Raw genomic sequence first — 23,015 nt, forward strand, 5'->3', positions numbered from 1 at the left:
TTGCCAGTACTGAATATCTCTAAGGCATCTTGGACCTGACGCAGCTAGGAAGAGCTAAAGCCAGAAAACACCTTCAAAATCCGTAATCGGTAGAAGCAATACCAAGTATAGTATTATACTTGAGCTTTAAAGTTCTTTTGTTAGTATAGTTATAGCTATTACTGATTCAAAGATTTGTTGTTTACATCAAACTTACGCATAATCATAAGTAAATCAACAACTTACAATAAAAAACATTAGTAAATATATATACTAAGGTTCAGTAGGCGTCCTAATTTATCAAGCGTCTTAGTTAGCAATGAACAATTTTGTATCTTATCCATTCCAATACAATTCACCACATTGGATTGATAGTCAATATATTACAAAATATTTTTTTACACAACTAATTGAAATTCAATATGTTATATAAATGCCGTGCTATCATGATACATCATTTGTATAAGTGCATAGGTACAAATTACACTTCTAGCCTCGTGGAAAAACAATAAAAAAATACATATTGTAGAAGCAATATTTTGTATGTTTGTCTTTCACCGTTCCACAACTATTTGCCACAACTCTACCTCATGCACCTTACGCAAATTCAGCAGGCGCTAATGCGCCTGGGTTTCAACGTGGACCCTGCCACGAATGTCTATTGCCAGGTCACGACTAAAGGAAAAATCAGCGTTCACCGCAGCGACAACAGCCCGACCCGCGGCCTGTTTATCGAAGGGCCGGGCGGCATTGTAGTCGGCAACCCCGTCAACGAAGACCACATGCACACCATGTTGGTAACGGCTGGGTACTAAATCCGCTCCTGACTTAAGCTTCATCCCCAATCCGCTTCGTTGCGAATTGGGGATTTTTAATTTATATCTATCTAATTATCAAATAGATATAAACAAGTCAATACGGAGGCTACGCGAACAGAGTATGCGCCTGTTCGATAAAAACCCGGCTGCTCATCCAAGCCATCACCAGCACGACCAACAGGCCGCAAAAAGTCAGGAACAACGGGTGCCGGTACTCGCCTACCACCGATTTGCGGTGGGCCGCTACCAGCATTGTGCCGAGGGTAATGGGCAAAATAAAGCCGTTGAGCGCTCCAGCAAGAATCAGCAGGCTTACTGGCTTGCCAACTAGCACGAAAATGAGTGTCGACAACAGGATAAATCCGATGATGATTCGGTTTTCGTTGCGACCAATGCCGGGATGAAAGGACCGGAGAAACGTTACGGAAGTGTAAGCCGACCCAATCACCGAAGTGATTGCGGCTGAGAACATTACCACTCCGAAAAGCTTATAGCCTATCTGCCCGGCAGCCAACTTAAATACCGAAGCCGTTGGGTTGCCGGCGTCGATGGCAAGCCCTTGGCTGATCACGCCGAGTGAGGCCAAAAACAGGAACACCCGGATAATAGAGGCCACCGTAATGCCCGACGCGGCGCTCGACGTAACCTGCGGCAAGGCGGTCTGCCCTTTCACGCCCGCATCAAGCAGCCGATGCCCGCCGGCAAACGTGATGTAGCCGCCCACCGTGCCCCCCACCAACGTGATGATGGACATAAAGTCGATTTTGATAGGTGCCACCGTGCGCACCAGCGCCTCGCCCACCGGTGGACCCGACGTAACGGCCACATACACAATGCTTATGATCATGAGCAGGCCCATGAGTTGCGCAAACCGGTCCATGGCTTTGCCGGCTTCCTTCACCAGAAAAATAGCGATGGCCATAGCCGCTGTAAGCAGGGCGCCCGTTTGGGGCGTGATGCCAAACAGCACTTCCAAGCCCAACCCTGCCCCGGCCACATTGCCAATATTGAAGGCCAACCCGCCGAGCACAATGAGCACCGCGATCAAGCTCCCCAGCCCCGGCAGCACAATGTTGGCAATGTCAGGCGCCCGCTTCTCGGCTACGGCAATGATGCGCCAGATATTCAGCTGGACGCCCAAGTCGATGAGCACGGAGGCCAGAATAACGAAGCCAAAACTGGCCCCCAAGGATTGGGTGAAAACGGTGGTCTGGGTGAGGAAGCCGGGCCCGACTGCCGATGTCGCCATCAGAAACGCGGCTCCGAGCAGTACGCTCCAATCTTTTCGTTGCTTCATACAGGCTTTGTAAGCAACGCAGCCTCTAGCACAACTCCTTCATCTGCAAGCACTTGATTAATTTGCTGGGCAAACGCCAATGCGTGTGCGCCGTCGCCGTGAATGCATACCGTATCGGCCTGAATCGTAAGATCTTCTCCGGGGAGCGTCCGGACTTTTCCTTCTTTTACCATGCGCACCACCTGCCGGATGGCTTCGTTGGGGTCGGTGATCAGCGCCTGGGGCAGCCGGCGCGAAGTCAGGGTGCCGTTGGGCTGATACGTGCGGTCGGCGAAAACCTCCTGTGCCGTCCGAAGGCCCAGCTTTTGCCCGGCCCTGATCAGTTCGCTGCCGGCCAGCCCATACAGCACCAATTCCGGATTGACGCGATACAGGGCTTCCGCAATGGCCTCGGCGAGGGTCACATTTACGGCGGCCATGTTGTAGAGGGCGCCGTGGGGTTTCAGGTGGTGCAAGGTGCCGCCTTCGGAGGCTACAAACCCAGCCAATGCCCCTAATTGGTAGACCACCATGTCGAAAGCTTCTTCCGGCGAAACTGCCATTTCGCGGCGGCCAAACCCCACCAGATCGGGCAGACCGGGGTGCGCCCCGATCGCTACGTTGTGTTGCAGGCACAGCCGAACGGTTTTTTTCATTACGGCCGGGTCGCCGGCATGGAAGCCGCAGGCAATGTTGGCCGAGGTCACAAAAGGCAGAATAGCCGCGTCGTGCCCAAGCTGGTAAGCGCCGTAGCTCTCGCCCATGTCGCAGTTGAGGTCAACCTGCAAGGGTGGTGTCATGCATTCTCGATTTTAAACTGTAAACTCTTCTTAATCTGCTGAATATCTTGCTCTTGCTTGATGTACAGGTACTGTGCATCTTCCAGTGAAATCCTCTGAAACCGGATTTTTTGCCCCAGCGGCACCTGTGCCAAGCGCGAGAAATCGGCCGTGATCACCTGCGCAATGCGCGGGTAGCCACCGGTCGTTTGATGGTCGGCCAGCAACGCAATGGGGTGGCCTTCGGGCGGCACCTGAATGGTGCCAAAAGTAACGGCGCTGGACAGCAGCTCGCGCGGCTCGTCCCGAAACAAGGCCGGCCCTTGCAACCGGTAGCCCATGCGGTCGGAGTCGGAGGTAACGGTGAATTCCTGGTGCCAGAAAGCGTGTTGACTGCTTTCGGTAAACAATTCGTAATCAGGGCCTTGCAAAACCCGAATAACCGGGCTCGCCACGGGCTGCGGGTAGAGCTGCGGGTCGGGAGTCCACTTGGCCTGCCCCCAATCTTTGGCGGGATAAGCGCCGGCTAAGACCCGCCAGAGCTTCTGCCCCTGCGGCGAAAGGCCAACGCAAGGCAGCAGATCACCGGTTTTCAGGGCGCGGCCTCTGAACCCACCGATTTCGGCGCGCAGGTAGGTAGAATAGCTGCCCAGCACCTTCGGAATGGCGAAGCTTCCGGCAACGGCCAGATACGCCCGGATGCCCGAGCGCGGGGTGCTAAATTCCAGCACACTGCCGCGCCGGACCCACACGGGCCGGCCCATTTTTACGCGTTCGCCGTTGAGCACCGGCGACAAATCGGCGCCCATGAGGGCAATCAAATGATCGGCTTCGAAGCGAATGCGTGGACCTAAGTAAGTGATTTCCAGGCCGGCGCTGTCTTCCGGGTTGCCCACCAGCAGGTTGGCCACGCGCAGGGCCACGGCATCCATGGCGCCGCTTACCAAAATGCCCTGCTTTTGGTAGCCGTGCCGGCCCAAGTCCTGCACCGTGGTCAGCAGCCCCGGACTAAGAATGTTAAAACTCATACTCGCGGCGGCGTTCGAATTCCTTTTCTGTGATGGCCACAAACCGCACCCGGTCGCCGGCCTGCAACAAGCTCGGCGACGCAGCCTGCGGATTGAATAGCTGAAGCGGCGTGCGACCAATGAGCTGCCAGCCGCCGGGCGTCTGAATCGGGTAAACGCCCGTTTGCAGCCCGCCTATCCCGACTGAGCCGGCCGGCACTTTGGTGCGCGGCTTGTCTTTACGCGGCACCGCAATCTTCTCGTTCAGCCCACCTATGTACGGAAAGCCGGGCGCAAACCCGATCATGTACACCAGGTATTCGCCATGCGTATGCAAGCTAATTACTTGCTTGACAGATAGTTGGGCGTAATCTGCTACAAACTCCAGATCGGGCCCAAACTTGCCCCCGTACCACACCGGAATCTCTACCACTTTGGATCGCAACTTCTCCTTCCGCAATTCGGCCTGGCGCAGCAGATCATGAATAAAGCGCGTTACTTCTTCGTACGGATTGTAGCGGCCCGCCTGGCTCAGCACCCACGGATCATAGTAAACCGTGACGCTCGCAAAAGCCGGCACATATTCGATGAGGCCCGGAAAAGGGTGCTCGCGCAGGCAGGCGCTGAAGGCCTGCACCCGCAGGTGCGTCGGTAGCTCGATGGCGTCGCCAAACTGCACTACCAGCCCCGAATCACCTACGGGCGCTAGGTGCGCGGCTGGTGCGCGGCTCGGGTTCCGCTGCGGGTTTTCCATTCTTGCGTCCGTTCGGAGTTGGGGGTTAGCTGCGAAAGCTGGCGTTGGTATCTTGGGCCTAAAATAACGGGCAAAAGCGGCGCACCGACCACCCGACGTGCAGTTTACAAGTATACCACGATTCGACACAAAGACTGCACTGCTATTCAGTGATCAACTCCGGTTCAGAATGAAAAACAGCCAATTTGCGTACGCCAAAGCCGGGTTTCTTGGTTTGGCGCTTGGTACTGCGGCTTGCAGCAAGAAAATGATTATAACTGATAATCAGCCGGTTGAAAACGGCGTCTCCAAGGAACTGGCCGACAGCCGCAAGCAACGGATCAGCGACATAGCGTATGCGCTTCAGTTTACGGTTCCGGCCCGCAAAGACGACCCAATTCTCGCTTCTGAAACGGTGGCGTTCCGCCTGCGCGATTCTCAAACTCCGGTACAGCTCGATTTCAAGGAAAAAGCTGATCATGTTAAGTTGTTGACTATCAATCAGAAGCAAGTTACCATTGATCACCGCAACGAACACTTGGTATTGCCCGCGGCGGCGCTCAAAACCGGCCAAAATGAGGTAAAAATTGACTTTATCGCCGGCAATCTGTCGCTCAACCGCAGCGACGACTATCTCTATACCTTATTGGTGCCGGAGCGCGCTCGCACGGTATTTCCCGTTTTCGATCAACCTAACCTGAAAGCGACGTTCCGGCTTTCCTTAACCTTACCGCTTGACTGGCAAGCCGTTGGGAACGGACCACTGCAAGATTCGGCAGTCGTTGGCAGTACCAAAACGTACCGCTTCGCCCCGTCCGATACGATCAGCACTTACTTGTTTTCGTTTGTGGCGGGCAAGTTTACGCGGGTTTCCCGCACGATGGCCGGCCGCCAAATGCAATTTTTGCACCGCGAAACCGACCAGGACAAGCTGCGCCTGAGCCTGGACCCCATCTTCCAGATTCATGCAGATGCGCTGGCGTTTATGCAGCAGTATACCGGCCTTCCGTATCCGTTCCGCAAATTCGATTTCGTCGCGATTCCTGATTTTCAGTACGGCGGCATGGAGCATGTGGGCGCCATCGATTATATGGCCTCCACGCTGTTTTTGGACGAAGGCGCGACGCAGGACCAAAAGATTGCGCGCTCCAACCTGATCGCCCACGAAACCGCCCACATGTGGTTCGGGGACCTCGTAACCATGCAGTGGTTCAACGACGTGTGGATGAAGGAGGTGTTCGCCAATTTCATGGCCGACAAAATCACGCAGGTGGCCGTGGCTAATTCCAACTACGACCTCAAGTTCGTCATCGACCATTACCCCGCCGCCTACGGTATCGACCGCACCAGCGGGGCCAACGCTATTCGCCAGCCGCTCAACAACTTACAAGATGCAGGCTCGCTTTACGGCAACATTATCTACCACAAAGCGCCCATCATGATGCGGCAGCTGGAACGGCTTATGGGCGCGGAAGCCTTTAAGCAAGGCTTGCAGGAATACCTAAAGAAGTACGCGCACGGCAACGCCACCTGGCCCGATCTGATCGCGATTCTGGATGCCCGCACACCCGCCGATTTGCAGGCCTGGAATCAGGTGTGGGTCAACGAGCCCGGCCGCCCCGTCTTCGATTACAGCTTAAAAACGCAAAGCGGCCACATTACCGAGCTCACCCTCACGCAAAAGGCCGAAGACGGTTCCGACCGAATCTGGCCCCAACTATTTGAGGTTACCTTGGTGTACCCCAACGGCGCTAAAGAGCTAACTGTGAACATGAACCAGCGGCAGGTAACAGTTCCTTCCGCGGCGGGCGCGCCGGCGCCTTCGTACATTTTATTCAACTCGTCGGGGTTGGGCTACGGCGTTTTCCCGGTCGAAAAGCCCATGGCCGCTGGCATGGCGGCATTGTCAAATCCGGTGGCGCGGGCTTCGGTCTACATCAACCTCTACGAAAACATGCTCAACCGCCGGGCTTTGGCTCCGGCGCAGTTGCTGGCCGTGTACCGGCAGGCGCTAACCAGCGAGACCGAAGAACTGAACCTGAAACTGCTAACCGGGCAAATCAGCGATATTTTCTGGAAGTTTTTGCCGCCGCCCGCTCGCGTAGCACTCGCTCCGAGTCTGGAGAAAGAGCTTTGGCAAACCATGCAGCAACAGGCAGCCCCCAACTCCAAGAAGCTGTTATTCAAGGCTTACCAATCCGTAGCGCTCACCGCGGCGGCTCAAAGCCAGTTGTATCGGGTGTGGGAGAAAGAGCAGGCGCCGGCCGGCGTGAAGCTAACGGAGGACGACTACACTGCCCTGGCCCTGGCCCTAGCCGTGCGCGATTATGCCGCCGATGGGCAACTCCTGACCAAGCAATTGGCCCGCATCAAAAACCCCGACCGGCGTAAGCGCATGGAGTTTCTGATGCCCGCACTCTCGGCAGACGAGAAAACCCGCGATGCGTTTTTTGCTTCGTTGCAGGATGCCCAAAACCGGGAAAAGGAAGCGTGGGTCGTGGCGGCTTTGGGCTACTTGCATCATCCGTTGCGCCTCGCGACTTCCGAAAAATACCTACCCAAAAGTTTGGCTTTGCTGGAAGAAATTCAGCTGACGGGCGATATTTTCTTTCCGTATTCGTGGCTGCAAGCCACATTTGGGGCTTACCAAAGCCCTACGGCAGCCGCTACGGTTCGCACTTTTCTGCAGCAACACCCCGACTACAATCCTAAGCTGCGTGCCAAAATACTACAGGCCACCGATGATCTTTTCCGTGCCGAAAAACTAATGTTATAGGTAATATAACTGCCAATAATAATTCAGATTACCAGATTTACATTCAGTCGATAAAACTAAAAAATATACAAGTAATAAAATTCGCAATTAAATTCTAAAGCCGAGCAAACGCCATCTGCTCGACCATTACATCCTGCAAAAATAGCCGAGTGATTCCTATTTGCTCAAAAGTCAATTCTGGCGACAAAGCCGGTTGTAGAATGTCAATTAAGCTCAACAATTCCGCCTTTGAAAGACTAATGCTTTCCTGACGCTGCAATGTATCATATAACTTTCGCAAATCAGACATAACTTGCTCATTTTCAGTCGTTTGCAAGCCATCCTTTGTATTTACTAAGAATATAGCTTTGCTTATAATCGTTGCATATACCTTTGGCACATGGAAAATATATCGTTCACTCATAACGATGCGACTTTATAGCAGCACAAACTGGGAATACGATTGATTTACAATCATTTTTATTTAATACTCCTATCCGAAAGAATTGTTATCACTATCCTGATAAAAGGCACGAAGTACACTAAAGCTCAACAAGTAAAATTAATACATAGCGCTAAATATATTCTTTCTTACTATCAGATTTCCCTACTTAATTGGTTTGTCGGGCCGTTTAAACCAAACTCCTCTATTACGTGCCACGCCCGACCATCGTGGCGAAAGAGTTGGAAGGCCTGAACCGAAAATTCCGCTTCGAAATGCCGGGCTGCAAAAAGCGTGCGTAGTTCGGGTACTTGTGTCGAAGACAAATCGCGCGTGGCCAAGGTCATGTGTGGGGTGAAAGACCGCTTTTCGCGGGGCACCTCGGGCAAATGAGTGGCGCACCATGCCTCAAGCTGCGCCTGAAAAGCCTGTATGCCAGCAGGTTGGTTTATCTGAACAAATAAAGTCCGGTCACCGAACCATGCGAAGTTGCGCAGGCCGACTGCAAATGGCGCCTGCGTAGCCGCAAACGCCGAGAGCGCAGCACGAAATTTGATTTCGAATTCTGGTGGCTGCCGCAACGGCGGTATCAGGGTGATGTGCGCGGGCAGCTTCAAAGCGTTACGGCTTCCCGTGAGGCGGTGCACTTCCTGCTTCAAGCCCCACACCTCCGACAAAACCGGCTCCGGCGGCATCACCGCGACGAGATACAAAACATTCATAGTATTCATAATGTATTATTTATCAATAAGATATATTATTACCGGCATCACCTTCAAGAATCCCACCAGTCACACAAAAGAGCCGGCTGTCATCCTGAGCTTTGCGAAGAACCTCCTCCCGGAACAACAATTTGTTCTGGCGAGATAAGGTCCTTCGCAAAGCTCAGGATGACAGCCGGTTGAAGTGAGCAGACGGCCAAACAACGACGTGATAACGTGATACTGCCCAAGCAGGTCTTACAGGCCGTATTTGCTGATTAAATAGATTAAGGAGGCCATGCTGGCGCCGCCTAGCTCCAACTCGCGCCGGTTGACTTTGTCGAAGGTATCGGCGGCAGTGTGGTGGATGTCGAAGTAGCGCTGGTCGTCGCATTCGTAGCCGATCAGGGCCTTCACTTGGCCTTTAAGCGGGCCAATGTCGGTACCGCCGTGACCGATGCTGATTTCCTCGCTGTGGTAGGGCACAAACAGCGGACTCCATTGCTGCACCTTCGCTACCACAGCCGGGTCGCCTTCCACGCCGAAACCGCGCGGTGTGAACCCGCCCCCATCCGACTCCATAGCGGCCACATGCTTTTCGCCGGCAGCTTTGGCTAGCTCGGCGTACTTGTTGCCGCCGCGGGTGCCGTTTTCTTCGTTCATAAATAGCACCGCCCGCACCGTGCGCTCGGGCCGCAGGCCCGTGGCCTTGAGCAGACGCAGCACTTCCATGCTTTGCACGCAGCCCGTGCCGTCGTCGTGGGCACCCTGGGCCAGATCCCACGAGTCGAGGTGGCCACCCACGGTGATGATCTCATCGGGGTACTTCGACCCTTTGATTTCACCAACCACGTTAAACGACTTAACCTCAGGCAGTTGCTGACAAGCCATTTCCAGCTCTACGGTCAGGCCGGGATCGGCCTTGAGCAGGTGGCTCAACTCGTCGGCGCCGTTGGTGCTGAGAGCCGCGGCAGGCACTTTCGTAACTTTTTCGTCGTAGGCCATGGTGCCCGTGTGCGGAAAATCGTCGTGGGCCAGCGAGAGCGAGCGCACCAACGCACCCACAGCGCCCTTTTTAGCCGCTTCGATGGCGCCCCGGCGGCGCTGGTCGCCGGCGTCGCCGTAGGCCCGACCCGTTTCGATGAACGTCGGGTTCATGGGGCGGTTGAAGAACACGAATTTGCCCTTCACCTTTTCGGCGGGCATAGCCTCCAACTCGGCCCAAGTATCAATTTCTACCACGCCGGCACGCAGCTTGCCGTTGGTGCCCACCGAACCACCCAACGCACACACATTCAGGTCGATGCCTTTGCCTTTGGCTGGTTTGATCTGGGCTTTTTCCTTGGCCCCGCGCACCCAGTGCGGCACCATTGCTTCCTGCAAGTACACGCGGTCGAGCCCGAGCTTTTCCATCGTCACTTTGCCCCAATCGACGGCTTGCTGAGCCTGCGGCGAACCACTCAGGCGGCCACCGATCTTACCGGTAAGCTGGCGTAGGTTCTCGTAGCTTTCGCCGTGCAACAGGGCCTGGTCGTAAATTTTGCGGATGTTGATGGAATCGGTTTTGGCGGTGGTTTGGGCGGCGGCGGGTGCAGTAGCCGAGAGCAGAGCAAAACCTAAAGCAGCCTGCCACCGAGAAAAGAAAGGGATCATATAGTAAAAACGTAAAGCGTAAAAGTTGAGGAGCTTTGCCCAGGGATTCAGCCGCCGAAGATAGAGCTATGGGACGCCGGACAAAACTTATTTCTGGCCTGCGCCATAGCGCGTGGCTTTTGCGGTGCTTGCGCCCTGCGCAGGCACTTTGACTTCGAGCAAATAATTGAATTCGGCATCGCCGATTGTCGGGACTGGGCGCGTGGCCCCGAGCGCTTCGGCTGTTTCCAGAATGGTGTTGGAATGCCCCACCACCACTACGGTTTTGCCGGCGTAGGTTTGTTTGATCTGGGTGGCCAACACCGTGAGCTGCCGCGGATTATACACTTGCGGCGTAAGCTTCAGGGCCGCGGCAAGGGGGGCCACGGTGGCACGCGTGCGGCGGGTATCAGTGGTAAAAATGGCCGCGACCGGCTTGCTTTTGAGCTTGGCGCGCAAGGCCAGCGCCCGCTGCTCACCGGCCAGCGTGAGGGGTGGATCGTTGGCGGGCTCGGTATTCTTCTCAGCGTGGCGCACGATGTAAACGGTTGTTACAGAGCCTTTTGCAAGATCAGCGCTCCCGGATTGCGAAGCGGCACATCCGGCAAAGAACAGGAAAAGGCAAATGATTGATAACCAACGAAGTGCAGTACGCATACAACGAGCGAAAAGGAGGTCTAACGATTCAGGGGGGCGGCCAAAGACAAGCCCGATGCTCGGAAGCTGCTTTATTTCAGGCTAAGAATCTGCTTTAACTCGGCGTCGCTGACCGTGAGCAGGCCGACTTTGGGCAGCCGCTCAGTGAGAGTGCGCCAGTTAGGCTCTTCCTTAAAAATCGGGCGGAGCAGCGCCAGCGCAGAAGGCACTTGCTGCTTGTTGGCCAGCGTGATGGCGTGCCAGTATTTCATTTCCAGGTTGTTAGGAAACATTTTCTCGGCGGCCTGATATTCCTGAATGGCCTTGGGCATGTCGTTTTTTTCCACGGCCAAATCGCCGGCGTTCATGTGCTCGTAGGCGCGGTGCAGCTTCAGCAGGCGGCGCAGCTCGGTGAGCGGGGCCGCATTGTCGTCCACGCGCAAATCGACAAGGCGGTCGGCCCAGGGGCCTTCGGTGGCCTTGCCGCGAACTACCAAGACTGCCGCCGATTGCCGGCCCCGGATGTCGCCGCCGGCCGTCTGGGCTGCGTCAAGCGCGGCCAGCACACGCTCAGCCAGGGGCAAACTGGCGTTTTGCTCGTAAGCTTTGGCCATAGCAGGCCATACTTTGTCGTTGAGCATCATGTTGGCCTGCACCGAAAACTCCTTGCCGGCGATGTGCCCGGCCATGTCGACGCATTTTTTGCCGGTGTGCACGGCCACACGGCCCTGGTTGTCCAGAATGGCGACCTGGCGCACATCACGGCCTTCGTCGTTGGCAAGTAACTCATCCAGTGCTTGTTGAGCCGATTTACCGCTTTTCAACAACGCCAACCCGCGCAACCCAAACGACTTGTTGGTAAACGACTGCGTAGCCACGACGCCTACGCCCGCCTCGCCCCACGAAACCGACGTTCCGACCGAAAACCAATGGCTTTGCACGGCCACGGCCATGTCGCCGGTGGCGGGGTCGCGGGCCACGATGGAGAAGGTATGCGCCAGCGGATCGGTGGTCGAATACACTTGAGCCGCAGCAACTTGGGCCAACCCGAGCAGCAATATCGCCAAGGCGACCAGAGAGCGTTTTAGAAACATAAAGCAGATAGTTGTTAAGGGAAAGGCGCGTCAAGATAAATCCAAAATGGTGAGCAACTTACCGCCGGGCCAATTTCCCGATTCAGCCCTACCTTTCCGGCTGCCACTTGTCTTCCTTCGCGTGACTTCATCTGCCTCGCCCTCCCCTGCTATCATTCGCGTTCGTGGCCTCAGCAAGCGCTACGGCAACCATACGGTGGTCAACGACGTGGGATTTACCCTAGCGGCCGGCGAAACGCTGGTGCTGCTCGGCCCCAGCGGCTGCGGCAAAACGACGCTGCTCAAGATGCTCAACCGCCTCATCGAGCCGGATGCGGGCACCGTGGAAGTAAACGGCAGCGACATCCGGACGCAGAAACCGGAGCTGCTGCGGCGTGGCATTGGCTATGTTATTCAGCAGGTTGGCTTGCTGCCGCACTACACCGTGGCCGAAAATGTGGCCGTGGTCCCGACGCTGCTCGGCCACAACCCCGCCGACATCTCGACGCGCACCACGGCCTTGCTCACGCGCCTGCACCTGCCCGCCGAACGCTACGCCGGCCAATACCCCAGCCAGCTTTCGGGCGGGCAGCAGCAGCGCGTGGGCCTGGCGCGGGCGTTGGCCGCCGACCCGCCGATTATTCTCATGGACGAGCCCTTCGGCGCCCTTGACCCTATCACGCGTGCCGCCATCCGCCGCGATTTTCGCGAATTGGAAGAGCTACGCAGCAAAACCATCGTGCTCGTGACCCACGACGTGGCCGAAGCCTTCGAGCTAGCCGACCGCATTGCCCTGCTCGACGGTGGCGTGGTGCAACAGCTAGGCACGCCGCGGGAGCTGCTGTTTCGGCCCGCGAATGACTTTGTGCGGCGCTTCTTCGAGGCCGAACGCCTGAGCCTACAAATGCAGGTTTTGCAACTATCTGACTTACTGACTTTTATAAAATCAACAAATCATCAGCAATCTCCGGCCTCGGCTCTACCGAGTCTCCCAGCGTCAGCTACGGTACGCGAGGCACTGGAGGCCCTGACGCGGCCCTCAGAGGCACCTGATCCTCAGCTTCTTATTACGCAGGATGCCGCAAGCGCTCAGTCTGTAACGCTCTCGCGGCTCATGCTGGCTTTTGGCGAAGCAGTGCAGTCGATGAAGACTGCCCGCGTGGAGGAATGATTGGCCTTTGGAATTTCGTGGGAACTGTAGCTTTCTGATTGTAGCTTGAATCGCTTATATAGAATAATATTGACAACACTAAAAAACATTAGGAATGGGCTTTATTGAATACATATTCTATTGCAATTATATCCTTTTCGACAAGTTAAGGAAAAACGATTTTCCTGAAATCAAGTCAATTGCTGTAATGGCATCTAGTTCTTGTTGCTTGATTATTACTCTACTATTTTCATTTGGATTGTTTTACAAAACGATCCCAAATATAGGAGTAAGCTTTATTTTATTACTCATTTTATATATATTTTTATATATTTATTTTATAAGAAACAATAGATACAAACTAATAGTAAAACATTATGAAAAAAGAGCAAACTCAGCAACATTAGATATGTTTTTTTCAATCACAATAACTATGATAAATTATTTTTCAATCGTTATATATGCCTATTTCAGATAAAGTTAGACACATTCCTTCATTAGCACGCGGAGAGTTAAGAATACAATACCTTTTATACTCTTAAACAGAATGCGACTAAAAATAACAAAAACAAATTTCACAAATGCGTTTGATTGGCTCTTTACACTGGCTGACGAAAGCGGTAACGTCTTTTATATAATGGAGCATTTATTTTATAAAAAACATAATTTAATTAATCCTATAACTAGAAAAGAATTAGATACTTATGACAAAGGTCAATGGATAACAGCTTTTATTAAAGAAATAGATGGAGTCAAGACTGTAATTAGAATAGCTTAACCACTCCCTTGCTGGCACGCTTGCAAAGTAGTACTGATATATCCCAGCCCACTGCCACGACAGCAGGTGCTGTGGCAATAGTCATAACTCACCGCATTTCCATTTTAGCAGCTTAATTTTCACCGAGGTAACCAACTTGGCCGTACCCAGATTCAACCCCAAAAAGCCGCGTGCAAACCCTCACTGAACTCTTTGCCTTCTGGCACGCGCAGGCCGACAAGCTAGCGCAACAAACCGTGCAGCACATTGGCCTCACGGCGGCTTCGCTGCTGCTGGGCGTGCTGGTGGGCGTGCCGCTGGGGCTGTTTCTGACCCGGAAGCCGCGCTGGGCCCCGGCGGTGCTGGGCCTGACGGGCGTGTTGCAGACTATCCCGAGCATTGCGCTGCTGGGCTTCCTGATTCCGGCGATGGGCATCGGGCCGAAGCCGGCCATTTTCGCGCTGTTCCTGTATTCGCTGCTCCCGATTGTGCGCAACACGCTGACGGGCGTGCAGGGCGTGAGTCCGGCCGTAGTGGAAGCGGCTCGGGGTCTGGGGCTTACGAACTGGCAGATTCTGAGGCGCGTGGAGTTGCCGCTGGCGCTGCCGGTGCTGTTTGCGGGCATTCGCACCGCTACAGTTATCAACGTGGGCGTGGCAACCTTGGCGGCCTACATCGCGGCGGGCGGGTTGGGCGAGTTCATTTTTGGCGGCATCGCCCTGAACAACCCCGCCATGATTCTGGCTGGTGCGATTCCGGCTGCGGCGCTGGCCTTGGTTTTCGATGCGGCGCTGGCAGGCTTGCAGCACCTTTCGGTGCGACGGCTGGTGCGCGTGGGCGCGGTGCTGCTGGTGGCGTTGCCGGTGCTGGCGGGCCTGTATTTGTTGCCGCGCGCAACTAGCAAGCTGTTGGCGGGGTTTAGCCCGGAATTTGTGGGCCGCGCCGACGGGTTGCCGGGCCTGCGTCAGACGTACGGTTTAAAACCTACGAACGTAATCCTGGCCCCGGCCCTCGTGTACGAAGCCGCTCGCCACCGCGACGTCGACCTGATCGACGGCTACTCCACCGACGGCCGCATCAAGGCCTATCACCTGCGCGTGCTCCGCGACGACCGCCGGGCGTTTCCGCCGTATTTCGCTGCCCCTGTAGTGCGCCCGCAGGTGCTGGCCGACCATCCCGAACTGCGTGCGGTGCTGGAAATGCTGGCCGGCCAAATCAACGATTCGGTGATGACGGATCTGAATTACCAGGTTGACTACCTGCACCACGAGCCGCGTGCCGTGGCGCTGGCGTTTTTGCGGCAGCGGGGCTTGTGGCGCGCGCCGCAGCCAATAAGCGGACCTGCTATCGTATTGGGCTCCAAGATCTTTGCCGAGCAATACATTCTGGCCGAGATGTACGCGGCCCTTATTCGCGGCTACACCTCGCTCGATGTAAAAACCAAAACCGGCCTGGGCGGCACCAACATTTGCTTCGAAGCGCTGCGCACCGGCGCCATCGACCTCTATCCCGAATACACGGGCACGGGGCTGCTGGTGCTGCTTCAGCCCTCGCCCGCAACGCTCGACTCGCTGGGTGGCGATCCGCAGGCTGTGTATCGCTATGTGCAGCAACGCTTTCGGCAACGTTTTGATTTAGAATGGCTTACGCCGTTGGGTTTTAACAACACCTACGCGTTATTGATGCGCCAGCAGCAGGCGACGCAATTGGGCATCGGCTCAATTTCGGAGTTGGGCGCGTATTTGAAGCAATAGGGCCACTGCGCAAGCTTGGTAGTCAGTTGCCCCACAGCGAGCTATGCAAGCTGCTGGAAATGAACACTAAGCCTGTGCTAGGGATTGCCTTCATCCCCTCTTCACAGCTGCTATGCGTATGTTGTGGTGAAAACCCGTATCAATCCCCTCGCTTTGCTATGCACGTCCTGATTGTTGAAGACGAAAAAAGCCTGCACCAAGAGGTGCGGCAGTTCCTGACGCAAGCGCAATACCTCTGCGACTCGGCCTATACCCACGCTGAGGCTTCGGAAAAGATTTTTGTGAACAGCTATGATTTCGTGTTGCTCGACTTGGGCCTGCCCGACGGCGATGGCTTAAGTCTGCTGCGGGAAGCCCGCGAAAACGAAAACCAGGACGCCTCTTTCATCATCCTTACCGCCCGCGGTGCCCTCGACGACCGCATCAAAGGCCTCGACCTAGGCGCCGACGACTATCTTCCTAAGCCCTTCTCCCTCTTGGAGTTACTGAGCCGGATGCAGGCCATCACGCGCCGCAAATTCGGACTGAAGCGGCAGGAAATGACGTTTGGCCAGGGCTTCCACTTGGATGTCACGGGCCGCACCCTGCGCCACGAAGGCAACGAAGTCGTGCTCACGAAAAAGGAGTTTGACCTGCTGCACTACTTGCTGTTGCACAAAAACCGCGTGCTCACGCGCCTTCAGCTTGGCGAACACCTCTGGGGAAACGTGCTCGAAGACGACTCGGACTCCAATTACATTGACGTACACATCAAAAATATCCGCAAAAAACTCAGCCAATACGCGCCCACCGACTTCCTGGAAACCGTGCGCGGCATCGGTTACCGGGTAGTGCAGCCGGAGAATCAAAGCTGAAAAGCAAACCGCGCGGAAATTAGAATTCCCCTCCTTTTTTCAAAGAGGGGTGCCCGCAGGGCGTGGTGGTAACGGCGTTGTTTGGTTGTTTAGCTGCTTCCCAACGAAAGTGGTCATGCAGAGCGAGAGCGAAGCATCTCTCCCGCTTCGTTGAGTTACTAATTAGCAGAGGTGCTACGCTGCGCATGACCTCCTACGGTTTATTACTCATACTAAATAACATCAGCAACGAGCCAACCACCCCAGCGGCAGCTGCGCTGCCGCGTCCCCTCCTCGGCTGAGGAGGGGAGTTTCTTTTATATAACCATTTAGTAACCAACACATTGCGTCTCGAAGCAAAACAGGCTCTTTTCAATGCGCTTTCGAAGCTGCTGCTGGTGCTGACGGGCGCGTTGGTGATTCCGCCGGTGGTGAGCCGGGTGGCGGTGGGGCACACCGACCAGCGTCTGTACGAGAAGCAGGCCGAGGTGCTCAACCTCATCAAGCGCGACGGCATCACGGCGTTTGTGCGCGAAGAGCAAGACGAAACATACGCCGATTACAACCTGCTCAAGCAGGAATACATCACCCTTTCGCCGCTGCCCACGGCCAAAGCGCCCGACAAGGCTGTCCACATCTTCAACGAGCCGCGTCAGGTGGGCAACGAGATCGAAGATTTCCGGATTTTGAGTTCCGAGTTTCGGGCCAAAGGCCGCCCCTACCGCCTGGAAATCGGGAGCAGCCTGGCCACGGTGGAGCTGCTCACGGCCACGCTCCGGCACATGGCGTTGTGGGTGCTCATTGTGGGGGCGCTGCTGACGGTGATCACCGACGCGGCTTTTTCGCACTACCTCCTAAGCCCGTTGCGGCGCCTGATTTCGCAAAAGCTTCAGGGCGTGCACCATCCGTCGGCCTTTCCGTTCGAGTCCATTCCGACCACCACCACCGACTTCCGGCGCCTCGACGACAGCCTTAACGAGATGATGCGCACGATTCAGTCGGCGTTTGAAAAGGAGCGCGAATTCATGTCCAACGTGTCGCACGAGCTGCTCACGCCGGTGAGCATCCTGCAATCGCGGTTTGAGAACATGCTGCAAGACCCTGAGCTGGGCCACGCGCACTCGCTCAAAATCGTGGATTCGCAGAAGACGCTTTACCGCCTGCGCAACACAGTCAAAACCCTGCTGCTCATCGCCAACATCGAAAACGAACAATATCTGCGCGACGAGTCGGTATCGTTGGCGGCGGTGCTGGCCGACGTCACCAACGAGCTGGAAGACCGTCTGGCCCAGCGCGAACTCAAGCTGCTGGTCGACCTGAAACCCGATTACGTGCTGACGGCAGCCAACCGCACGCTGCTGTTTACGTTGCTCTTCAACCTAATCAGCAACGCCATCAAATACAACCATTGGGGCGGCAGCATTACCATTCAGGGCGCCATGCAGGCCAAGGGCTACTTGCTCAGCGTCACGGACAGCGGGCCAGGCATTGCGCCCGAGCATCTGCCGCACCTCTTCGACCGGTTTCGGCGGTTCAATTCGGGGGCGGCTTCGCCGGAAGGTTATGGTCTGGGCCTGCCCATCGCCAAGACCATTGCGGAGTTTCACAAAGCTGTGCTGAGCGTGGAATCGGTGCTGGGCAAAGGCACTACGTTTAAGCTTTTATTTACCTGACTGACAAGCCGTAACCTCACTTATTCTTCATAATGGAGGAGCTATCTTGAGGCTATATTTCCTTTCCTTCCATCCTATTTTCCCACCCCATGAAAAAGTCCATCGTTCTGCTCGCCGCCCTCACTTTGTCGCTGGCTGGCTTCGCTCAAACCACGCAGTCCAAAACTGCTTCTACTTCGACTTCTTCCTCGGCAAATGGCACCCAGAAAACGGCCACCCAGACCAAGGAAATGAAAACGCCCAGCGGCCAGACCAAGTCGTCGTCGATGACCAAAACTTCGACCAAGCCCGTGATGAAGCATGCCGGCACGGCGCACGCACACAAGAAGGTAACCGCCGTCAAGACCACTACGAAGCAGGGCATGTAACCCTCGCTTTTGCGTTGCCAACTATACAAAAGCCCTGATGCATAATCAGGGCTTTTGCAGTTACACAATTATCTGATTATCAATATATTATAAAATAATATCCTTTTCATTTATCCCCGATATTTCACATCGCCTTCATCTTCCGAAGGCTAGCTTAGAGGCGCAATCTGCTTTATGCTTTTCATGAGAAAACTCCCCCTCCTGCTTGGGGTGCTGGCACTCGGAATTTTCCTGGTGCTCGCGGCGCTCCTGTACCCGCGAACCCACCCGCCCACGGTCAAGGCATTCGTGCCCGTGGTCCGCAAATCGGCCCGGACCGCAGGAGAGCCCAAACGTGTGTTGGCTGTTCATACTTCCCCCACCCGCAAAGCCTCCACCAAATCCACTCGTGCCCGATAGAAGTCCTAACGCAAAAAGCCCCGGCAATACTGCCGGGGCTTTTTTGTGCTCGTCGAACTACGCAGGAGGTTATTTTTTCGGAGTCTTTTCGCGGCCCGGATTTGCCGGCGACGCGCTCCCGATGCGGGGAGCATGGGCATCCGCCACGCGGGTTTCGTAGCCGCCGCCCAAGCTCAGATCCCAGTTTTCGTTCATCTGGGCCATGCCGTGCAACGCCGTGAGATCAAACTGGCAAGGCACCACCGAAATGTAGTTGTTGGCCAGCGCCCACTCGTCGGTGTCGTTGCCTTGGTCTTCGTTTACGAAATTTCCGATAAGCCAGTAGTACGGGCGCTTGTGTGGATCGTGGCGTAAGTCAAACTTTTCCTGCCACTTGGCGCGCGCCTGCCGGCACAAGCGAGCGCCTGCAATGGGTTGGTCAGATATCTTGGGAATGTTAATATTCAGAGCCGTACCAAATGGAACGCCGTGCTCCAAGGCCTGACGTGTGAGGTGCTCAATCCACTTTTCGGTGTGCGAAAAATCGATGAGGTGGCCGTAGTCGCAGAGCGAAAACCCGATGGCCGGCAGCCCCTCAATGGCCGCTTCGATGGCCGCCGACATGGTACCCGAATACAGCACGTTCACCGACGAGTTGGAGCCGTGGTTGATGCCAGACACCACCAGATCGGGACGCCGGTCGCGGAGCACCACGTTTTTGGCCAGTTTCACGCAGTCGGCGGGTGTGCCGCTGCACTCGTAGGCCTCAATGCCTTCGAAGATGGTGCTGGGGTCGAGGCGCAAAGGCTCGCCAATGGTAATGGCGTGGCCCATACCCGATTGCGGCGAATTGGGCGCCACCACCACCACTTCCCCAATGCGCTTCATCACGCGCACCAGCGTGGCAATACCGGGGGCCGTGATGCCGTCGTCGTTGGAAATCAGAATCAGCGGTTTGCGAGTTTTAGCAGTCACGGGCAGCTTGTTTTGAGGTGAAAAGGCACGGCAAAGGTACGCAAGCCCGCGGCAACGGTTGAGCAGCGTAAATGGCTTTCTGAACGGTGTAGGCGTGGCTTGCGTATGAAAGCGCCTATGCAGTGTCTATCACCTACTTACCGCGCCACAGCCTGGGCGGCACTTCTTACGTGTGGCCTCGCGGCCTGCGACTCGCCCACCGGCCGTACGCCGGCTTCTTCGGGCAGTGCCGGAACGCCTTTCGAGGCGAGCAATACGGCTACCGATCCGGCAGCCGCCGCGCAACGCTTGGCAGCCAACGCCAACGTGCCCGATTCACTGCACCTGATTAGTCCGGGGCGGGTAGGCCGCTTACGCCTCAACCAAACCGAAAAAGGCCTGTTGGCTCTCGTGCCGGCCGGTCAGCTGACCAAGACCAGCTATCAGTACCAAGGCGCTACCTACCCGGCCTACGAAATGCGCGACGCTCAGGAGCCGAACGCTCCGCCAACCACCCTGGAAATGGATGGCTCCGAAAAAGAAGGCTACCGGCTACGGCGCATCCGCATTCGTGACCCCCAGTACCGCACAGCGGAGGGCATTGGGGTAGGCTCGCCCTTCGGAGCAGCCCGGCAAACGTACGGCCTCACCCGGGTTCGTTTCAACGAGCAGGATTATGTAGCTATTTCAGGCACCATGCGTATCGGCTGGATTCTGGACGAGAAATCATTACCTGCCAAGCACTCCCGCGATATGAGCTCCGCAGATATTCCGCCCGCTACCCGCATTACGGGCGTAATCGTCGTCCGATGATTGATAGGTTTTGCAGCATTTGTGTACTTTGGCAATTACAATAACCTAAGAATACTTCAATATCCATTTACCCATAGCCGCTGCTTTACTTCTTTCCCCGCTTTTGCCTATGATACTGTTCGAAAACCGGTACCGCACTCACGATCTGGGTTTGTTGCTGTTGCGTGTAGGAATTGGCATCATGTTTACCATTCACGGCTACCCGAAACTGATCGGAGGGCCCACGATGTGGGCCCAAATTGGCACGTCGATGAAGCTGATTGGGTTGGATTTTGCCCCGGCCATGTGGGGTTTCTTGGCCGCCGTGGCAGAAGCCGTAGGCGGGCAATTGCTCGCACTGGGCCTGTTTTTTCGCATTGCCTGCGCCTTTCTGCTCGGCACCATGATTATGGCTACCATTACACACCTGAGCAAGGGCGACGATTTCAACACCTATTCCCACGCCCTGGAAGCGGCCTTTTTGTTCTTGGGTCTCCTGTTGGCAGGTCCCGGCAAATACAGCCTCGACCAAATGCTGTTCCCAGGTCCGCGCCGCTTGTATTAGTCTGGTAATCAAGAACTTACTCAAAAGGGTAACTCTGAACTATTCGTCCGTTGTGGCGAAGCATAATTCGCTGATTAGCTGGCAGTTGCGCTTACTTAGGCAAACAGCCTAACATCTTGTGCCAACTTGCCGGTCGAACTTTGTGTGGTGGGGCGCTTACCTTTAGCCCACTATGTTCGCGTTTCTGCTCTCTTCGCTCCTCTTTGCTGCACCGGCTACCGACTGGCGCACGCCTTTCGAAAAAGGCGACGGCAACACCACCGCTACCTACGCCGAGTGCATTGCCTATTACCAACGACTCGATGCCGCTTACCCCGAAATCACGATGCGGGAAGTGGGGCCGACCGACATTGGGCAACATCTGCACGAAGTTGTGATCTCGCTCGGTGGCGACGCTGACCCCGTTTCGGTGCGCCGCAAAAACCGACGCATCCTACTGATTCAGAATGGTATACACCCCGGCGAGCCGGAAGGCATTGATGCGTCGATGATGCTGGCGCGCGACTACGTGCAGAAGAAGGAGTTGCGCCGCCAACTCGAAGACGTAACGCTGGTCATCATTCCGGCCTACAACATCGACGGCATGCTGAATCGCTCCGCAACGAGCCGAGCCAACCAAAACGGGCCGCGCGAGTACGGTTTCCGCGGCAACGCCCGCAACCTCGACCTAAACCGCGACTACATCAAGCAGGATTCGCGCAATGCCCGCTCCTTCGCCCAGCTTTTCCAGCGCTGGCAGCCCGATGTATTCGTGGATACGCACACTTCCGATGGTGCTGATTATCAGTACACCATGACGCTTATCGACACGCAGAAGGATAAGCTGCATCCGGCCTTAAGCCAGTATATGCAGCAGCACCTGCTCCCGACGCTGTACGCGGGCATGGAGAAAAAGAAGTGGCCGCTGACGCCCTACGTCGATTTTGAAGGCCGCACGCCGGAAAGCGGGCTTCACGGCTTTCTGGAAACGCCGCGCTACTCGACGGGCTATACCACGTTGTTCAATACGATTGGGTTCATGACCGAAACGCATATGTGGAAAGCATTTGCGCCGCGCGTACACACCACCTACGCTTTTCTGGATTTGCTCGTCCACACCGTTCACCGCGACGCCGCCCAGATTGCGCAGGCGCATATCACTGCTAATCAACAAGTTCTGACCCAAACCGAATTCCCATTGAGTTGGCAACTCGATACAACAGCCATCGATAAGGTCAATTTTCGGGGGTACGAAGGGCGCACCAAAACCAGCGAAGTCAGTGGCTTGCCGCGCCTGTATTACGATCGCAAGGCGCCGTTTACGCGGCCAGTAAAGTTTTTTAACACCTATCGCCCGACGGCTACGGCGCAGCGGCCGGTGGCTTACCTCATCCCACAGGCGTGGGCCGACGTGCTGGATCGCTTGCGCTGGTCGAATGTGCAGCTCCAACGCCTTACCCGCGACATTGTACTAACGGCCGAGGTCTACTACATCGACGATTACAAAACCGGGGCGCGCCCCTACGAAGGCCATTACCTGCACAGCCAAGTAAAGCTGCGGACAGAACAGCAGCAACTTACTTTCCGGAAAGGCGATTTTGTGGCGTGGCTCAACCAGCCCGCGGCCCGTTACCTCATCGAAACGCTGGAGCCCCAAGCCACCGACTCGTTCTTTGTCTGGGGATTTTTCGACAGCATTTTGCAGCAGAAAGAATACTTCTCCGACTACGTTTTTGAAGATTTGGCTGCCGACTTGCTGCGCCGCGACCCGCAGCTTCGGCAGCAGCTCGAAGCCCGCCGCCAAGCCGATCCCGCCTTCGCCAAAAGCGCCCAGGCCCAACTCGATTTTGTGTACCGCCACTCTCCCTACTATGAAAAGTCACATTTGCGGTACCCAGTAGTGCGCTGGCAAAATGGCGTTCTACCAGCTTCACCAGAGAATTAATTATTAATACTTAATATATTGTTAATCAAGTTATTA

21 protein-coding genes are annotated in these 23,015 nt (G+C 55.5%); 11 read left to right on the top strand and 10 right to left on the bottom strand.

Annotated features, from left to right (window positions below):
* Positions 1–569: 569 nt before the first annotated feature.
* Positions 570–794, top strand: coding sequence for a hypothetical protein (locus tag H9I52_RS10610; RefSeq protein WP_187453819.1), 225 nt, complete (start codon positions 570–572; stop codon positions 792–794).
* Positions 795–903: 109 nt separating this feature from the next.
* Here H9I52_RS10610 and H9I52_RS10615 read toward each other — a convergent pair whose 3' ends face one another.
* Genes H9I52_RS10615 through pxpB form a run of 4 tightly spaced genes read right to left on the bottom strand, consistent with a single transcriptional unit; the run spans position 904 to position 4,613 of the window.
* Positions 904–2,094 (bottom strand): NRAMP family divalent metal transporter, encoded by a 1,191-nt coding sequence (locus H9I52_RS10615; RefSeq protein ID WP_187453820.1) that lies wholly within the window; start codon positions 2,092–2,094, stop codon positions 904–906.
* Positions 2,091–2,873: a LamB/YcsF family protein gene (locus tag H9I52_RS10620; RefSeq protein ID WP_187453821.1), complete on the bottom strand. Its 783-nt coding sequence runs from the start codon at positions 2,871–2,873 to the stop codon at positions 2,091–2,093. The genes H9I52_RS10615 and H9I52_RS10620 overlap by 4 nt, the downstream gene beginning before the upstream one ends.
* Positions 2,870–3,880, bottom strand: a complete 1,011-nt coding sequence (locus tag H9I52_RS10625; RefSeq protein ID WP_187453822.1) for a biotin-dependent carboxyltransferase family protein — start codon at positions 3,878–3,880, stop codon at positions 2,870–2,872. Before H9I52_RS10625 ends, H9I52_RS10620 begins: the two co-directional genes overlap by 4 nt.
* Complete coding sequence (gene pxpB, locus H9I52_RS10630; protein ID WP_187453823.1) at positions 3,870–4,613, bottom strand: 5-oxoprolinase subunit PxpB; 744 nt, start codon at positions 4,611–4,613, stop codon at positions 3,870–3,872. Before pxpB ends, H9I52_RS10625 begins: the two co-directional genes overlap by 11 nt.
* Positions 4,614–4,782: 169 nt before the next feature.
* Between pxpB and H9I52_RS10635 the strand changes: the two genes are divergently transcribed.
* Entirely contained in the window at positions 4,783–7,368 is a 2,586-nt protein-coding gene (locus tag H9I52_RS10635; RefSeq protein WP_187453824.1) for a M1 family metallopeptidase, read from the top strand.
* A 94-nt stretch (positions 7,369–7,462) separates the two neighbouring features.
* On the opposite strand, the gene H9I52_RS10640 is transcribed toward H9I52_RS10635, so the two are convergent.
* The 5 genes from H9I52_RS10640 to H9I52_RS10660 all read right to left on the bottom strand — a co-directional run bounded on the left by H9I52_RS10640 (position 7,463) and on the right by H9I52_RS10660 (position 11,852).
* A complete protein-coding gene (locus H9I52_RS10640; protein WP_187453825.1) occupies positions 7,463–7,771 on the bottom strand; it encodes a hypothetical protein in 309 nt (102 codons plus the stop codon).
* A gap of 173 nt (positions 7,772–7,944) precedes the next feature.
* Positions 7,945–8,511, bottom strand: a complete 567-nt coding sequence (locus H9I52_RS10645; RefSeq protein ID WP_187453826.1) for a 2'-5' RNA ligase family protein — start codon at positions 8,509–8,511, stop codon at positions 7,945–7,947.
* Positions 8,512–8,748: 237 nt separating this feature from the next.
* Positions 8,749–10,143 carry a M20/M25/M40 family metallo-hydrolase gene (locus tag H9I52_RS10650; RefSeq protein ID WP_187453827.1) on the bottom strand — a complete coding sequence of 465 codons (1,395 nt, stop codon included), beginning with the start codon at positions 10,141–10,143 and terminating at the stop codon, positions 8,749–8,751.
* Positions 10,144–10,230: 87 nt separating this feature from the next.
* Positions 10,231–10,659: a histidine phosphatase family protein gene (locus H9I52_RS10655; protein WP_187453828.1), complete on the bottom strand. Its 429-nt coding sequence runs from the start codon at positions 10,657–10,659 to the stop codon at positions 10,231–10,233.
* A gap of 191 nt (positions 10,660–10,850) precedes the next feature.
* On the bottom strand, positions 10,851–11,852 hold the full coding sequence (locus H9I52_RS10660; RefSeq protein ID WP_187453829.1) for a DUF1028 domain-containing protein: 1,002 nt from the start codon (positions 11,850–11,852) through the stop codon (positions 10,851–10,853).
* Between the two features lie 121 nt (positions 11,853–11,973).
* On the opposite strand from H9I52_RS10660, the gene H9I52_RS10665 reads away from it, so the two are divergent.
* The 6 genes from H9I52_RS10665 to H9I52_RS10690 all read left to right on the top strand — a co-directional run bounded on the left by H9I52_RS10665 (position 11,974) and on the right by H9I52_RS10690 (position 18,366).
* On the top strand, positions 11,974–13,002 hold the full coding sequence (locus tag H9I52_RS10665) for an ABC transporter ATP-binding protein (RefSeq protein ID WP_316248024.1): 1,029 nt from the start codon (positions 11,974–11,976) through the stop codon (positions 13,000–13,002).
* Between the two features lie 526 nt (positions 13,003–13,528).
* Entirely contained in the window at positions 13,529–13,759 is a 231-nt protein-coding gene (locus tag H9I52_RS10670) for a hypothetical protein (RefSeq protein WP_187453831.1), read from the top strand.
* 170 nt (positions 13,760–13,929) lie between these two features.
* The gene (locus H9I52_RS10675; protein ID WP_187453832.1) at positions 13,930–15,492 is read left to right on the top strand and encodes an ABC transporter permease/substrate-binding protein; all 1,563 of its coding nucleotides are present in this window, start codon (positions 13,930–13,932) and stop codon (positions 15,490–15,492) included.
* A gap of 158 nt (positions 15,493–15,650) precedes the next feature.
* A complete protein-coding gene (locus H9I52_RS10680) occupies positions 15,651–16,346 on the top strand; it encodes a response regulator transcription factor (RefSeq protein WP_139517401.1) in 696 nt (231 codons plus the stop codon).
* Between the two features lie 323 nt (positions 16,347–16,669).
* Positions 16,670–17,998: a sensor histidine kinase gene (locus tag H9I52_RS10685; protein WP_187453833.1), complete on the top strand. Its 1,329-nt coding sequence runs from the start codon at positions 16,670–16,672 to the stop codon at positions 17,996–17,998.
* Between the two features lie 89 nt (positions 17,999–18,087).
* The gene (locus H9I52_RS10690) at positions 18,088–18,366 is read left to right on the top strand and encodes a hypothetical protein (protein WP_139517403.1); all 279 of its coding nucleotides are present in this window, start codon (positions 18,088–18,090) and stop codon (positions 18,364–18,366) included.
* A gap of 468 nt (positions 18,367–18,834) precedes the next feature.
* On the opposite strand, the gene surE is transcribed toward H9I52_RS10690, so the two are convergent.
* Complete coding sequence (surE, locus tag H9I52_RS10695; protein ID WP_187453834.1) at positions 18,835–19,719, bottom strand: 5'/3'-nucleotidase SurE; 885 nt, start codon at positions 19,717–19,719, stop codon at positions 18,835–18,837.
* A 117-nt stretch (positions 19,720–19,836) separates the two neighbouring features.
* Between surE and H9I52_RS10700 the strand changes: the two genes are divergently transcribed.
* The 3 genes from H9I52_RS10700 to H9I52_RS10710 all read left to right on the top strand — a co-directional run bounded on the left by H9I52_RS10700 (position 19,837) and on the right by H9I52_RS10710 (position 22,979).
* Complete coding sequence (locus tag H9I52_RS10700) at positions 19,837–20,511, top strand: hypothetical protein (RefSeq protein ID WP_187453835.1); 675 nt, start codon at positions 19,837–19,839, stop codon at positions 20,509–20,511.
* A 109-nt stretch (positions 20,512–20,620) separates the two neighbouring features.
* The gene (locus tag H9I52_RS10705; protein WP_139517406.1) at positions 20,621–21,055 is read left to right on the top strand and encodes a DoxX family protein; all 435 of its coding nucleotides are present in this window, start codon (positions 20,621–20,623) and stop codon (positions 21,053–21,055) included.
* 172 nt (positions 21,056–21,227) lie between these two features.
* Positions 21,228–22,979, top strand: coding sequence for a M14 family metallopeptidase (locus H9I52_RS10710; RefSeq protein WP_187453836.1), 1,752 nt, complete (start codon positions 21,228–21,230; stop codon positions 22,977–22,979).
* The last annotated feature ends 36 nt before the right edge of the window (positions 22,980–23,015 follow it).

The sequence above is a fragment of the Hymenobacter sp. BT491 genome, assembly GCF_014349165.1.
Lineage (GTDB): Bacteria > Bacteroidota > Bacteroidia > Cytophagales > Hymenobacteraceae > Hymenobacter > Hymenobacter jejuensis.